Annotated in this window: 8 protein-coding genes; 4 read left to right on the forward strand and 4 right to left on the reverse strand. The window is 68.9% G+C overall.

What is annotated here, in order from left to right:
- Positions 1-7 precede the first annotated feature (7 nt).
- Positions 8-3,577: a M1 family aminopeptidase gene (locus tag ACSAMQ_RS12190; protein ID WP_435395895.1), complete on the forward strand. Its 3,570-nt coding sequence runs from the start codon at positions 8-10 to the stop codon at positions 3,575-3,577.
- Positions 3,578-4,759: 1,182 nt separating this feature from the next.
- On the forward strand, positions 4,760-6,085 hold the full coding sequence (locus ACSAMQ_RS12195; protein WP_435395896.1) for a DEAD/DEAH box helicase: 1,326 nt from the start codon (positions 4,760-4,762) through the stop codon (positions 6,083-6,085).
- Positions 6,086-6,351: 266 nt separating this feature from the next.
- On the opposite strand, the gene ACSAMQ_RS12200 is transcribed toward ACSAMQ_RS12195, so the two are convergent.
- From ACSAMQ_RS12200 to ACSAMQ_RS12215, 4 genes are all read right to left on the reverse strand, one after another.
- Positions 6,352-8,010 carry a CHASE2 domain-containing protein gene (locus ACSAMQ_RS12200; protein ID WP_435395897.1) on the reverse strand — a complete coding sequence of 553 codons (1,659 nt, stop codon included), beginning with the start codon at positions 8,008-8,010 and terminating at the stop codon, positions 6,352-6,354.
- On the reverse strand, positions 8,007-9,710 hold the full coding sequence (locus ACSAMQ_RS12205) for a FecR domain-containing protein (RefSeq protein WP_435395898.1): 1,704 nt from the start codon (positions 9,708-9,710) through the stop codon (positions 8,007-8,009). The genes ACSAMQ_RS12200 and ACSAMQ_RS12205 overlap by 4 nt, the downstream gene beginning before the upstream one ends.
- Positions 9,711-10,220: 510 nt before the next feature.
- Positions 10,221-12,086, reverse strand: coding sequence for a DUF885 domain-containing protein (locus ACSAMQ_RS12210; RefSeq protein WP_435395899.1), 1,866 nt, complete (start codon positions 12,084-12,086; stop codon positions 10,221-10,223).
- Between the two features lie 133 nt (positions 12,087-12,219).
- Positions 12,220-13,137: a TolB family protein gene (locus tag ACSAMQ_RS12215; RefSeq protein WP_435395900.1), complete on the reverse strand. Its 918-nt coding sequence runs from the start codon at positions 13,135-13,137 to the stop codon at positions 12,220-12,222.
- Between the two features lie 145 nt (positions 13,138-13,282).
- Between ACSAMQ_RS12215 and ACSAMQ_RS12220 the strand changes: the two genes are divergently transcribed.
- Together ACSAMQ_RS12220 and ACSAMQ_RS12225 are read left to right on the forward strand one after the other, a co-directional pair.
- Positions 13,283-14,359, forward strand: coding sequence for a sensor histidine kinase (locus ACSAMQ_RS12220; RefSeq protein ID WP_435395901.1), 1,077 nt, complete (start codon positions 13,283-13,285; stop codon positions 14,357-14,359).
- Positions 14,356-14,757: LytR/AlgR family response regulator transcription factor (locus ACSAMQ_RS12225; protein WP_435395902.1), on the forward strand; the 402-nt coding region annotated here is incomplete at its 3' end. The genes ACSAMQ_RS12220 and ACSAMQ_RS12225, both read left to right, overlap by 4 nt.

The raw sequence follows: 14,757 nt of genomic DNA on the forward strand, positions 1-14,757 counted from the left end.
GCCGACGATGATCGCCGAATTCTTCCGTTTCGAGTTGCGCCAACAGTTGCGCGCGCCGCTGTTGTGGTTGATTTCCCTGTTGTTCGGACTGCTCGCCTTCGCGATGACCAGCTCCGACGCGGTGCAGATCGGCGGCGCCATCGGCAACGTCAATCGCAATGCGCCGTCGACCGTGATCACGGCGCTGAGCTATTTCAGCCTGCTCGGCCTGTTCGCCATCGCCAGCTTCGTCGCCGGCGCGCTGCTGCGCGACTTCGAGCTCGGCACCGCCGACCTGTTCTTCTCCAGTCCGATGCGCAAGCGCGACTTCCTGATCGGCCGCTTCTGCGCCGCCCTGGTCGCCTGCCTGCTGGTGTTCGCGATGGTCGCCGCCGGCCTGATGGTCGCGCCGTTGATGCCGTGGATCGACCCCGAGCGGCTCGGGCCGTTCTCGCTGCTGCCCTACGTCTGGGGGCTGTGCGTGGTGGTGCTGCCGAACCTGTTGTTCATCGGTGCGTTGCTGGCCTTGCTCGCGGTGACCGCGCGCAACCTGCTGGTGGTCTACCTCGGGGTGATCGCGTTCTTCATCCTGTACCGCGTCGGCCGCGGCCTGGCCGCCGACCTCGACAACGAGTGGCTGGCGGTAATGATCGACCCGTTCGGCATCGCCGCGTTGCGGCGCACCCTGCGCTACTGGTCCTCCAACGAACTCAATACCGCGATCCCGAGCCTCGACCGCTTCCTGCTGGCCAATCGCCTGGTCTGGAGCGGCATCGGCCTGGTTCTGGCGGCGACCGCATTCGCCCTGTTCAAACCGCAGCGCACCGCCACCGGCAAAGGCTGGTTCCGGCGCAAAAAAACTTACGCGCCGGCGGCGACGTCGCCCTCGACCGCGGTCGCACCGCGGGTGCGGCCCGCGTTCGGCGCCGGCACCGCGGTTGCCCAATTCCTGCACGCACTGCGTTTCGACACTGTCGGCGTGCTCAAGAGCGTGCCGTTCCTGATCATGCTGGCGTTCGCCGTCGCCAACCTGCTCGGCAGCGCCGGCGCCATGCGCAGCTTGTTCGGCACCGAGACCTATCCGACCACCTCGGTGATGATCGGGGCGCTGCAGGGCACCTTCGGCTTCATGGTCGTGTTCATCGTGATGTTCTACGCCGGCGACCTGGTGTTCAAGGAACGCGGAGTCAAGCTCGCCGAGGTTACCGACGCAATGCCGGTGCCGAACTGGGTGCCGTTGTTGAGCAAGGTCGCGACCCTGGTGCTGGTGGTGCTGATCTTCCAGGCCGTCGGCAGCCTCGGCTCGATCGGCTACCAGCTCGCCAAGGGCTATCGACAGCTCGAACCGCTGCTGTATCTCAAGGCCTTGTTGCTCGATTCGATCCCGTTCGTGCTGATGGGCGGCCTGGCCCTGGTGCTGCAGGTGCTGACCAACAACAAGTTCATCGGCTACGGCGCGCTGATCCTGGTGGTGATCCTGCAGACCGCGTTCGGCCTGCTGCACTTCGAGCACAACCTGTACAACTTCAGCCGCGCCCCCGAAGCGCCGTACTCGGACATGAACGGCTACGGCCAGTTCCTCGGCGCGCGCCTGTGGTTCCAGGCGTACTGGGGCTTGTTCGTCGCCGCCTTGCTGACCCTCGCCGCGGCGTTCTGGGTGCGCGGGGTGTCGCCGAGCCTGCGCGACCGCCTCGCCCTGGCGCGCAGCCGCCTGCGCGGTGCGTCCGGGCTGGCGCTGGCGGCGTTCGCACTGGCCTGGGTCGGCGCCGGCAGCTACATCTTCTGGAACACCAATCTGCTCAATCGCTACCTGCCCTCGGACGTGGCGATGGACGAGCAAGTGCGTTACGAGAAGGAGTACCGCAAGTACAAGGGCCTGGCCCAGCCGCGCATCCTCGCCGTCGAGGTCGATGTCGACCTGCATCCGGAATCTCTGAGCGTGGCCAGCCGGGGCCGCTATCGCATCGTCAACCCGCATGCGCGGCCGATCGGCGAATTCCACCTCACGGTCGATCCGCAGCAGCGCATCACCGCGCTGGAATTCGGCGGTGCCAGGCTGAGCCACGACGACGAGCGCCTGGGCTATCGCATCTACAAGCTGGACCGGCCGATGCAGCCCGGCGAACAACGCGAACTGCGCTTCGCCCAGTCGTACGCGCAGCGCGGCTTCAGTAACGAGCCCGACAACAAGGCCATCGTCGCCAACGGCAGTTTCTTCAACTCCACGGCCTTCCCGCACTTCGGCTACAACGAGAACCGCCAGCTCGCCGACCGCAACGAGCGGCGCAAGCGCGGCGTCGCCGAGGTGCAGCGCATGGCCAAGCTGGAAGACCAGGCGGCGCGCGCCAACCATTACATCGGCGGCGACGCCGACTGGATCGACTTCAAGACCACCGTCTGCACCGCGCCCGACCAGATCGCGCTGGCCCCGGGATATCTCAGGCGCGAATACCGCCGCGGCGACCGCCGTTGCTTCGACTATGCGATGGACCGGCCGATGCTGCCGTTCTACGCCTACCTGTCGGCGAAGTGGCGGGTCAAGCGCGTCGAACACGGCGGCATTCCGGTCGAGGTCTACTACGACCCCAAGCACGCCTACAACGTCGACCGCATGATCGACGGGGTCAGGCAATCGCTGGACTACTTCCAGGCCGAGTTCACCCCCTATCAGCATCGCCAGGTCCGCATCATCGAGTTCCCCGGCTACGCCCGCTTCGCCCAGAGCTTCGCCAACACGATTCCGTTCTCCGAATCGATCGGCTTCATCGCCGACCTGCGCGACGCCAGCGCGATCGACTACGTGTTCTACGTGACCGCGCACGAAGTCGCGCACCAGTGGTGGGCGCACCAGGTGATCGGCGCCGACCTGCAGGGTTCGACCATGTTGTCGGAATCGCTGTCGCAGTACTCGGCGCTGATGGTGATGGAGAAGGCCTACGGCCGCGCCAAGATGCGCCGCTTCCTCAAGTACGAGCTGGACAATTATCTGTCCGAGCGCGGCGCCGAGCGGGTCGAGGAACTGCCGCTGTACCGGGTCGAGAACCAGCCCTACGTGCACTACCGCAAGGGTTCGCTGGTGTTCTACCGCCTGCGCGAGGAGCTCGGCGAAGCCGCGGTCAACCGCGCGCTCAAACGCTTCCTGCAGGACAAGGCCTTCCAGCGACCGCCTTACACCACCTCCGCCGAACTGATCGACTACCTGCGCGCCGAGGCCAGGCCCGAGCAGCAGGCCCTGATCACCGACTTGTTCGAGAAGATCACTTTCTACGACAACCGCGTGGTCAGCGCGAGCAGCGTCAGGCGCGCCGACGGCAAGTACGAAGTGGCGATGCAGCTGCATGCCGGCAAGGTCTATGTCGACGGCAAAGGCAAGGAGAGCCCGGCCCGGCTCGACGACTGGATAGAGATCGGCGTCTTCGCGCGCGGCCCCTCGGGCGAGGAAGCCGACGAAAAACCCCTGCACCTGGAACGCCGCCGCATCACCGAAGGCGAATCGACCGTCAAGATCGTCGTCGACGAAGCGCCGTACGAGGTGGGGTTCGATCCGTACAACAAGTTGATCGACCGGGTCTCGGCGGACAACCGCCAGCGGTTGTAGGGGGCGAGGGCCCACGGCCGTTGCCAGCTATCGCTATTGCTATTGCTATTGCTATTGCTACTGCCGTTGCCGTTGCCGTTGCCGTGCGCGGCTTGGCACTAGCGAAGGCCCTAGAAGACCCGGAGGGCGGCCCGCAGGGATGCGGGCCGTTTTTCATCGGGACAGGGAGGTCCCGTATGAAAAATCTCCGCGTATGCATCGAACGCGCGGGCCTGTGATTCAAAACAAAGCACTTTTCTTTGGTTACCTTTCTTTTGTTGCTTTAGACAAAAGAAAGTAACCCGCCGCTTTAGTGGCGGAAGCTTTGGGTTTGATCTTGGTCTTTGATCTCGCCCGATCGAGCAATGCGCTGCAAGACCGCCGCAGCGATGCCGCGGCTCGCGCCGCTCCTACCCAGGCGAACGCACGCCGCTTCGATGGATGGCATTGGCCCTGTCGTTTCGGCGCGTCCCTTGGTCGCGGCTTGCGCCGCTCCTACCTCGCGAACGCACGCCGCTTCGATGGATGGCATTGGCCTTGTCGTTTCGGCGCGTCCCTTGGTCGCGGCTCGCGCCGCTCCTGCCCTGGCGGAAACACGCCGCTTCGACGGACGACGACGGCCTTGTTGCTTCTGCGCGTCCCGTGCCGCGACCCACGTCGCTCCTCCCAAGGTCAGTCCCCCGCAATGCAACTTCGGGTTATAGATCCGGCCGAATGCAACTCAAAGTGGATGCGCGCCGCGGCCTGGCGCAGGCAGAACCCGACGGGAACTTCGACCGCGGCCCCGGCTCCCGACAGGCAACCCCGGCGCTCCAGGCCGCCCCGTCCACCCCAAACCCACCCAGGCCAAGGCCCGAAATCCCCGCCATGAGCGCCCGCTGACGCGCGCCCGCCGCCGCAGCTGGCGGTTTCGCGGGGTTTCGCGTAGAGTTCGCCCCGTTCAGCGCACGGCTGCCTCCCCGCAAGGGTACGTTTCCCAGGTTGCCTGTCGCCCCGCACCGAGTTCTCGGATTCGCCGGCGCGACTATTTATCCCGCACGTCTTTCGTAGCGCAGACACGGCCCGGAGCATCCGGCGCCGTCAAATCAGATACTCGCAGCGCGGTTCAAGGGAACGCTGGGGTCATCACGCGATCGTCTCGATCGTGCGCCCGTTTCGACGGGCGCCGGGCGAGGCCGCATCGCGAACCACTGGAGTTCCAACATGACGTTTGAATCGCTTGGGCTTGCGCCCGCGTTGCTGCGCGCGCTTTCCGAACAGAACTACACCACCCCGACGCCGATCCAGAGCGAGGCGATCCCGCTCGCGCTGGCCGGCCACGACCTGCTCGGCGGCGCCCAGACCGGTACCGGCAAGACCGCTGCGTTCGGCCTGCCGCTGCTGCACCGCCTCGCCACCACCCAGGGCAACACCCAGCGCAAGCCGCGCGTGCTGATCCTCGCCCCGACCCGCGAACTCGCGTTGCAGGTCAGCGACAGTCTGCGCGGTTACGCCAAGTACCTGCGCCTGAACATCCACGCCATCTTCGGCGGCGCCGGTATGGGCCCGCAGCTCGATGCGCTGCGCCGCGGCGTCGACGTGCTCGTCGCCACCCCGGGCCGCCTGATCGACCACCTCGAGCGCGGCAGCGCCAAGCTCGACGGCGTCGAGATGCTGATCATGGACGAAGCCGACCGCATGCTCGACATGGGCTTCCTGCCGGCGATCAAGCGCATCCTCGGCCGCCTGCCGCAGTCGCGCCAGACCCTGCTGTTCTCGGCCACGTTCGAAACCCAGATCAAGCAGCTTGCGCTGGAGTTCATGCGCAATCCGCAGCAGGTGCAGATCGCCGCCAACAGCCTGGTCGCCGATGCCATCACCCACCGCGTGCATCCGGTGGACGGCGGCCGCAAGCGCGACCTGCTGATCGACATCCTGGCCAAGCGCCCGAACGACCAGGTGATCGTGTTCGGCCGCACCAAGCATGGTTGCAACCGCCTGGCCGAGCAGTTGGAAGAAGCCGGCCTGAAGTCGGTCGCGATCCACGGCAACAAGAGCCAGGCCCAGCGCCAGAAAGCCCTGCGCGATTTCAAGGCGAACAAGGCCCGCGTGCTGGTCGCCACCGACGTCGCCGCGCGCGGTCTCGACATCCCGAGCCTGCCGCTGGTGATCAACTTCGACCTGCCGATGGTCGCCGAAGACTACGTGCACCGCATCGGCCGCACCGGCCGCAACGGCGCCACCGGTGAAGCGCTGTCGCTGGTCTCGCCGGACGAAGGCGGCCTGCTGCGCCAGATCCAGCGCATCCTCAAGGACGACATCGAAATGGTGACGGTGCCCGGCTACGAGCCGTCGCGTCCGATCCGCATGGGGTCGGATGCACCGGGCGCGCGCAGCCCAGGCGGCAACCGCGGCAACAACGGACCGCGCAAGCCGGCGCATCGTCCGCACGGCAAGCCGGCCCCGCGCCATGCGCATGCCGGTCCGAAGCAGCACCGCGGCGGCGCAGGCGCGCAGCCCGGCCAGCGTCGCGACCGCAGCGTCGGTTGATCGATCCGCCACGCGGTTCGTCGCATCGTTGAACCGAAAGGGCCGGCATTGCCGGCCCTTTCTTTTTTTCGTGTCCGCTCGGCGGCCATGCGTCGCGACAGGCGCGCCTCGAATGCGTGCCGGCGGTTGGCGACCGATCGGTGCCTGGAGACGCGCGATGACGTCGTCGTTCGGCTGGGGCGCGACGAAGCGGGTGCGCAGTGCGGTTTGAGCGCCGCGCCGGAGTGGTGGGCGCCGACCGGCGTCGGGGCCGGAATCGGTTGCGCTCAGACTTCGCCGAAACGGGTCGCCTCGCGGCGGTCGCGGCCGTTTTCCTTGGCCCGGTACAGCGCCGAGTCGGCGCCGTCGAATACGGTGCGTGCGTGGGTGTGGACGCCGGGCACGCAGGTGTACAGGCCGATGCTGAGGCTGACGCGCTGGTCGGCATGGCCTTCGCCGTAGCGCGCGTCGAGCTTGCGCATGTCTTCGAGGATGCCGTCGGCGACGCGCGCGGCGCCTTCGACGTGGGTGTCGGGCAGGATCACCGCGAATTCGTCGCCGCCGAAACGCGCGGCGAGGTCGCGCGGACGGCGCGCGTGCGAGCCGATGATCTCGGCGATCTGGCGCAGCAGCTTGTCGCCGGCACGGTGGCCTTCGGAGTCGTTGTAGGCCTTGAAGAAGTCGACGTCGATCAGGGCCAGCGACAGCGGCGCGCGGGTGCGCCGGGCGCTCGCCAGTTCGCGCTGCAGCACGTGGTCGAAGCGGCGGCGGTTGCCGAGCCGGGTCAGGGTGTCGAGGTTGGCTTCGCGGCGCCAATGGCGCAGGTGGGCGATCATCCACAGCAGGTAGGCCATCGCGATCATCGCGATGGTGGTCGCCGGGGCGAACCAGACATTGCCCAGGCGCAGCAGGGCGACGCTGCCGAGCGCGGTCGCCAGCGCGGCCACGCCGGTCACCAGCAGCGGCCGCTGGAAACGCGGATGCAGCATCAACAGCACCACCGCGAACAGCATGATCGCGGCGAGCAGCGCCTGCCAAAGCGGCCGCATCGGCACGATGGTGCGCTCGTGCAGCAGCATCTCGATGACGTTGGCCTGGTACTCGGCGCCGTCCATGCGCGCCACGTCGGACATCGGGGTGAGATAGCTGGGAGCCAGGCCGGTCGCGGTCACGCCGACCACGACCCAGCGGCCGCGCAGCAGTTCGGCCGGCACCTCGCCGTCGAGCACGTCCGAATACGAGACCTGGGCGAAGGTGCCCGGCGGCCCGGCGAAGCGGATCCTTACGCGGTGGTCGCGGGTCTGCTGATACGGCGAACCCTGCACCGAGGCGGGCCGGCGCAGGCCCGGCAGCGGTTGCGGCACGACGTTCGGTTCCAGCCCGATCAGGGCCAGGCCGAGCGCCGACCAGCGCGATTCGCCGAGACCGGCCTGCAGGTACATCTCGCGGGCGGTGCCTTCGGAGTCGAGTTCGATGTCGGTGTGGCCGAGGGTGGTCGCGGCGGTCGCGATCAGCGGCGTCGGCAACACTTCCACCAGCGGCCCGTTCTGGCGCAGCGGCGCGGTGGTCACCGGCAGGGCGACCCGGCCGACCCGGCGCATCGATGCGGCCAGCGCGGCGTCGTGGCCGTCGCCGGTGCGGTCGGGTTCGGCCAGCACCAGGTCGAGGGCGATGCCGCGCACGCCGGCATAGCCCAGCCGGTCGAGCATCTGCGCGTGGATGTCGCGCGGCCACGGCCACTGCCCCAGTTCGTTGAGGCTGCGGTCGTCGATGGCGACGATGACCACGTCGTCGTCGGGCGCATAGCCCCAGTTCGACAGGTGCAGGTCGTAGAAGACTTCGTCCAGGCGCGAGGCCGCGCCGGTGACGGTCAACAGCGCGGCCAGGCCGGCGGCGAGCAGGGCGGCGCCACCTCGTAACAGCCTGGACCGCGCCGTTGGGCTCATAAGGTCAGCAGCAGCAACAAGGCGCCGGCGGCGCCGGCTCCGTAGCACAGGCGGCAGGGCAGGCGGATTTCCTGCGGCGGGCCGTAGGGCGCGGCGTAGCCGTCGTCCTCGATGGTCTGCACGCGCACGTGCCAGGTGCCGCCGCCGGGACGCTTGAGTTCGATCTGCGGCACGTCCACCACCTCTTCCAACAGCAGCTTGGAGAAATCCCGTTCGCGCGCGATCTGCACGCGATAGCGCTGGCCCGGTTCGCCCTTCTGCCAGCGCAGGGTCAGCATACCCTTCGCTGCCTGCGGCGCCTCCAGGCCGGGATCGACCGGCGCATCGCTGATCTCGAACGGCAGGACATTGCCGTAGCGGCCGGCATGGCCGTTGCCGTCGCGCGAGGCCACGCGCCAATAGTACTTGCCCGGCGCGAGCGATTCGGACGGGCGGAAGCGCTGGCCGGCGACCTCGGTGTCGATCACCGGCTGGGCGAACTGTTCGTCGCCGGCGACCTGCAGGCGGGTGCGCTCGGCGCCCTCGGCGCGGGTCCACTCGAAGCGCGGGCGCGGCAGGTTGAGCCGTTGCCCGTCGAGCGGGCTGATGGTCAGCGGCGGCGCCGGCCGGTCGTTGACGGTGAATACCCGGCTGCTGTCTCGGCCGCCGAGGCCGTTGGCGGCCACCGCGCGCACCTGCACGCGCTGGCGGCCGGCCGGCAGGTCGTCGATGCGCAGGCGGGTGTCGGAGGTGCGGGCCTCGAACAGCAATACTTCGGGCGCGTCGTCGCGCACCACTTCGACCCGGTACGCGACCGCGCCGTCGACCGGCGCCCAGGCGAGGGTCGCGGGCAGTTGTTCGAGCGACTCGGTGCCCAGGACCGGTGCCGGCAGCAGACGGATCGGCGCCGACGGCGCGGCGCCGGCCGCGGCGAGCGTGCCGAAGCCCGGATCGAGCATCACCTGGGTGCGCCGGTTGCCGACCGCGACCTTGCCTTCCAGCACTTCGGTCGCGTCGGGCGCGCCCTCGTCGCCGGCGCTGACCCGGAAGTGGGTGCCGCGCACGCTGGAGGTCGCCGACGGGGTGTCGATGATGTAGCGCGAAGCCGGGCCCTTGGCCGGGATCACCCGGTTCAAGGTGCGGCCGCGCTGCAGGCGCATGCGCGTATCGACCATGCCGGTGCTGCCGTAGCTGCTGAGCTCGTCGAAGGAGATGCGGCTGTTGTCCTGGATCATCAGCCGCGAGCCGTCGGCGAACTCGAGCGTGGCGCTGGCGCCGGGGCCGGTTTCGACCCGGCTGCCGATGCCGATGCGCATGCCTTCGACGACCAGCGCGGCCGTGGCTTTCTCCGAGGTCAGCAGGCTGACCGCGCCGCGCACGGCGATGACCCGCGCCTTGGCCGGTTCGATCCGCAGCCAGCCGACCGGGAACAACATGCGCGTGCCCGGCGGCAGGTGATAGGGGTCAGCGATGCGGTTGTGTTCCTGCAGGCGGCGCCAGTTGATGCCGTTCTTGAGGTGCTTGGCGCCGAGGTCCCACAGGGTGTCGCCGGGACGCACGCGATAGCTCCAATCCTGCGCCTGGACCACGCCGGCGCAAGCGAACAGCAGCACGACCGACAGCGCGGCGAAACGACGGCGGATGGAGGCCAGGGCGGCAAGGCGGCGCGGCGCGGAGCGCTCGACGGCGGCGAAGGATTGGGGCGCTGGAATGAGGGACATCCGTATTCCGAGGCTGGGTGGGACAGCGGGCACCGTGGACGGCGAGGGACAGCAACCGCTAATTATGCGGCTTCAGTCACACTTTTTCTGCTGTCGACCGGTTCGACCGCCGCTGCCGCTCCGGCCAAGGAAACCGCCCGGGCGGGGGCTGCCGACGGCCACTCGCGGGGCGGCCGGGGACCTGGGCGCAACCGGCCGGCATGCAGGCGGGGCCCGCAGGGGCTGGGCCGGTGAGGGCGGGACAGGGGGCGGCAGGCGATGCGATCCAGGTGGGCCGGTCCTCATCCTGCCCGAAACGCGGCCCGCGGGGAAAGCCGCGCAGGGGCGTGCAGATGAACAGAAACCCAGTGAGTCAGACAGCACATTAGCGCCATGACGCACGGGCCTCGCGTCATGGCGGGAGGCCCTGCGACGAGTCCGGATGGCCCGGACCCGTTCGGTTCGAACTGGCTGCGTTCAACCTCGCTTGTTCGAGCTCGTCAGATCACCTCGTCAGATCAACTCGTCAGATCAACCTTGCTTCGATTGGATCCAGCGGTCGATCTTGCGGTCGAGCACGTCCAGCGGCACCGAGCCGTCCTTCAGCACCTCGGCGTGGAACTCGCGGATGTCGAAGCGCGCGCCGAGCCGGCGTTGCGCGCGCTTGCGCAGCTCCATGATCTTGAGCTCGCCGATCTTGTAGGCCAGGGCCTGGCCCGGAATGGCCATGTAGCGCTCGGCTTCGGCGGTGGCCTGGGTTTCGCTCTCGGCCGAGTTCTCGAGCATGTAGGCGATCACCTGCTCGCGGGTCCAGCCCTTGCTGTGCAGGCCGGTGTCGACGACCAGGCGGATCGCGCGCCACAACTCGTTCTGCAGATAGCCGAAGTAGTCGTAAGGCGTGGCGTACACGCCGAGTTCCTTGCCGAGCGATTCGGCGTACAGGCCCCAGCCTTCGCTGAAAGCGGTCTCGCCGCCGAAGCGGCGGAACTTCGGCAGGCCGGTCAGTTCCTGCTGCAGGGCGAGCTGGAAGTGATGGCCGGGGATGGCCTCGTGCAGGAACAGGTCTTCGGCGTCCCAGGTCTTGCGGGTCGGCAGGTCGTAGGTGTTGACGTAGAAGATGCCCGGCCGGGTGCCGTCCTCGCTCGGACGCATGTAGGAGCCGCCGGCCGCGGACTGGGCGCGGAAGGCTTCGACCGGGCGGATCTCGAACGGCGCTTTCGGGGTCAGCGAGAAGAGCTGCGGAATCTGCTTGCCGATGCGCGCTTCGAGCCCGCGGTAATGGGCGAGCAGGGCCGGCTCGTCCTTGAAGGTGAAACGCGGGTCGGTCTGCATGAACTTGAAAAAGTCCTGCAGCGAGCCCTGGAACTTCACCTCGCTGCGGACCTTGCCGATCTCGCCGTGGATGCGCGCGACTTCGTCCAGGCCGATCTGGTGGATTTCGGCCGGGGTCATCGTGGTGGTGGTCGAGCGGCGCGCGTTGAACGCGTACCAGGCTTCGCCGCCGGGCAGGGCGCCGAGCCCGGCGCTGTCGCGCGCGTGCGGCAGGTAGTCGTTGGCGATGTAGTCGCGCAGGCGCCGGTAGGCCGGCATCAGCTCGGTCTCGATCATCCGCCGGTAGTCCGCGCTCAGGCGCGCCTTGTCGGCCTCGGAGATGCCGGCCGGCCATTCGCTCACCGGCTTCCAGAACAAGGTCGCGGTGGGGTCGTCCTTGATCAGCGCATCCAACTGCGGCAGCACCTTGGTCATCAGCGCTTTCGGCTGCACCACGCCGCGCTTGACGCCTTCGCGGCTGTTGGCGATGAGTTGGTCGAACACCGCCGGCACCTTGGCCGCGCGCTTGCGCCAGGCGTCGTAGTCGGCGGCGGTCTTGAACGGCTGCGAGCCGGTGCCGGAGCCGAGCTGGGCGATGCTGGCGGCAAAGTTGTAGAACTGGTTGACCGGCTGCAGCCAGCCCGGATGACGGTCCGATTCCAGGTTGATCTTCATTTCGCGCACGAAGATCTCGTAGCTCAGCAGGTCCTGGTCGGACAGGCCCTGCGAGCCGACCGACTCGATGGTCTTGAGCCAGCGCTCGGAGAATTCGTGCGAGCGCTTGCGGAACTCGGCGCTGAGGAAGTTCGGCAACTGGTCGTTGTAGCGGGCGTCGCCCTGGGCGGTGGCGCGCAGCGGGTTGAGCTGGAGGTTTTCTTCCCAGTACTGCTCGTACAGGCGGTTGAGCTTTTCGCCCTTGGTCTGCACGGTGAGCTTGGGTGCGGCGGCCGGGGCGGCAGGCGCAGCCGCGGACGAGTCCGCAGCGGCGGCCGCGGGCAGGACGAGGCACAGCGCCGCGGCGAGCGCGGCGGACAAAGCGAGGCGGACCGGGCGCGGGCCCAGACGGCGGAACGGAAGCGGGGTCATGTCTTGGCCGATGCGGACGGACGGACCCGCAGGCTCTCGCGCATGCCTTGCCGGGGCATGAGCCGAAGGTCATGCGCGAGGTCATGCGCGAGCGCGGCAGCGCCCGCGCAGCCCTCGGTGGCGCTCCGCGCGGTCAATCCTCCAGGTCGGGCAACTGCAGGCGGGTCCGATAGAAATCGCTCGGGCGGCCGATGTCGCGCGCATAGAACAGCAGGCCGCGCTCCCACAGCACGGTCGGGTGGAATTCGTCCCAGACCGTGTTGACGCAGGGGCCGAGGTTCTTGGCGTTGGTGAAGCGGCCGTCCTTGAGCCGCGCCGCGTGCAGGTCGCCGTAGCCATAGCCCAGGTCGGGCAGCGGATCGCCGGGGAAATCCAGGCGGGTGAACAGCAGGATGCGGCCGTCGGGGGAGATCTCCGGATTGAACTCCCAGCGTTCGGCGGTGTTGACGCCGCCTTCGACCTTGCGCGCCGGCGCGTAGTCGCCGTTGCGCAGGCGTTCGCTGCGGTAGATGTCGAACTCGCCGTCGCGATCGCTGGCGAAATAGACGTGGCCGTTGCGGTCGGTGCTCGGGTACAGCTCATCGCCGGCGCTGTTGACCGCGGCGCCGAGGTGGCGCGGTTCGCCCCAGCCGCGCAACCCGCGCTTGGCGATCCACAGGTCCATCTTCGCCGCCTGGCCGTCGGGCCGCGGCCGCTCGGAGGAGAACACCAGGTAGCGGCCGTCCGGCGACACCGCGGGGTCCATGTCGCTGTGCACGCCGGAGAACGGCGCGACCTGCGGCGCGCTCCAGCCCGAGGGCCGCCATTGCGAAGTCATGATGGTCGCGCGCTCGCGGGTGCCCGGCCACCAGCCCTTGCTGGTCGACCAGTAGGCGCGCAGGCGGCTCGGGGTGAAACTCAGTCGCCATTCCCACTGCGGGGTCGAGATGATGCCGTCGGCGAATTTCGTTACCGGCGGACAGGAGCGCGCGGCTGTGTCGGCGGCCGCGGCGGGCAGGGCGACGGCGGCGAGGGCGGCGAGGGCGATCGAAAGACGCGACAGACGGCGCATGGCGGCGATTCTCGAGGGGAGGTGGCCGCAGCCTGCTCGGGCGCGAACGGCTCGTGCATCGGGCCGGGACGAATCGGCCGGATCGAGGGACCAACCCCGCGCCCGCGATTGCAAGCGCCGCGGCGCCGGTCCAGCATCCCCGTCCATGCGCGATCGCTTGCCGCTGCTGGTGTTGCTGGTGCTGGGCTGGTGGACCCTCAACGGCTTCGTCTGGGTCGGCCAGGTCGTGACCATGCGCCAGGCCGCCGGCCAGCCGGCCGATTGGCCGGACACCCTGCGCCAACACCTCGCCAGCGCCTGGCTGTGGGTGCCGATCACCCTGGCGATGTTCGCCTGGGTCGGGCGCCATCCGATCGAGCGCGGCCGGGTGATGGCGGCGCTGGCGATGCAGGGCCTCGCGGTGGCCGTGGTGATCCTGCTGCGCGCCGCGGCGGTGGTCGCGCTGAACGGGTGGATCGGCTGGTACGAACGGCTGCCGCCGCTGGGCGAATTGCTCGCTGCCAGCGTGCTCAACAACCTGCTGACGAGTTGGCTGATCGTCGGCGTCGCCCATGCCCTGGTCTACGCCGAACGCGCGCGCCGCCGCGAACGCCAGGCGATGGAACTGGAAGCTCGGCTGGCGCGGGCGCGGCTCGATGCGCTGACCGCGCAGCTCAACCCGCACTTCCTGTTCAACGCGCTCAATTCGATCGCCGAGATGGTGCACCGCGACCCCGACGGCGCCGACCGCATGCTGGTCGACCTGGGCGCCTTGCTGCGCCACAGCCTCGACCGCTCGCATCGCCAGGAGATCGCCTTGCGCGACGAGTTGGTCGCCCTGGATCACTACATCGGCATCGAGAAGACCCGCCTCGGCGAGCGCCTGCGCATGCATTGGGCGATCGACTCGGCCCTGCTCGACGCGCAGGTGCCGCAGTTGCTGCTGCAGCCCCTGGTCGAGAACGCGATCCATCATGCGGTGGCGATGCGCAGCACGCCCGGCGAAGTGTCGGTGCGGGCCGAACGCCGCGAAGACTGCCTGATCCTCGAAGTCAGCGACGACGGCGGCGCCGGCGAGGCGGTGCACGGCGCCGGCATCGGCCTGAGCAATACCCGCGCGCGCCTGCAGGGCCTGTACGGCGACGCGCATCGCTTCGACATCGGCGCGCGCGCCGCCGGCGGCACCTGCGTGCGCCTGGAGCTGCCGTACCGGTGCCGGCAGCCGCTGGAGGCCGCGGCATGAGCCTGCCCGCGCCGGCGCCGCTGCGTGCGGTGGTGGTCGACGACGAGGCCATGTCGCGTGCACGCCTGTGCCGCTTGCTCGGCCTGGAAACCGGCGTGCAGGTGATCGCCGAATGCGCCGACGGCGACAGCGCGGTCGCGGCCTTGCGCCGTCTGCCGGCCGACGTGGTGTTTCTCGACATCCGCCTGCCCGACCTCAACGGCTTCGGCGTGTTGCAGGCCTTGTCCGCGCAGAGCCGTCCGCAGGTGGTGTTCGTGACCGCGCATGCCGAGCACGCCCTGCGCGCTTTCGATGCCGACGCGGTCGACTATCTGCTCAAGCCCTATTCGGCCGAACGCCTCGGCGCCGCGCTGGCGCGGGTGCGGCGCGCGCGCGCCGCGCAGACCGAGCGCCCGCTG

It is taken from the genome of Lysobacter sp. 1R34A, assembly GCF_051217035.1.
Lineage (GTDB): Bacteria > Pseudomonadota > Gammaproteobacteria > Xanthomonadales > Xanthomonadaceae > Lysobacter.

Excerpts from the sequence above, each read along its gene's own strand:
- ACSAMQ_RS12200 (WP_435395897.1), bottom strand. The coding sequence starts at position 8,010 with ATGAGCCCAACGGCGCGGTCCAGGCTGTTACGAGGTGGCGCCGCCCTG.
- ACSAMQ_RS12215 (WP_435395900.1), bottom strand. The coding sequence starts at position 13,137 with ATGCGCCGTCTGTCGCGTCTTTCGATCGCCCTCGCCGCCCTCGCCGCC.
- ACSAMQ_RS12220 (WP_435395901.1), top strand. The coding sequence starts at position 13,283 with ATGCGCGATCGCTTGCCGCTGCTGGTGTTGCTGGTGCTGGGCTGGTGG.
- ACSAMQ_RS12195 (WP_435395896.1), top strand. The coding sequence starts at position 4,760 with ATGACGTTTGAATCGCTTGGGCTTGCGCCCGCGTTGCTGCGCGCGCTT.
- ACSAMQ_RS12210 (WP_435395899.1), bottom strand. The coding sequence starts at position 12,086 with ATGACCCCGCTTCCGTTCCGCCGTCTGGGCCCGCGCCCGGTCCGCCTC.
- ACSAMQ_RS12205 (WP_435395898.1), bottom strand. The coding sequence starts at position 9,710 with ATGTCCCTCATTCCAGCGCCCCAATCCTTCGCCGCCGTCGAGCGCTCC.
- ACSAMQ_RS12190 (WP_435395895.1), top strand. The coding sequence starts at position 8 with ATGATCGCCGAATTCTTCCGTTTCGAGTTGCGCCAACAGTTGCGCGCG.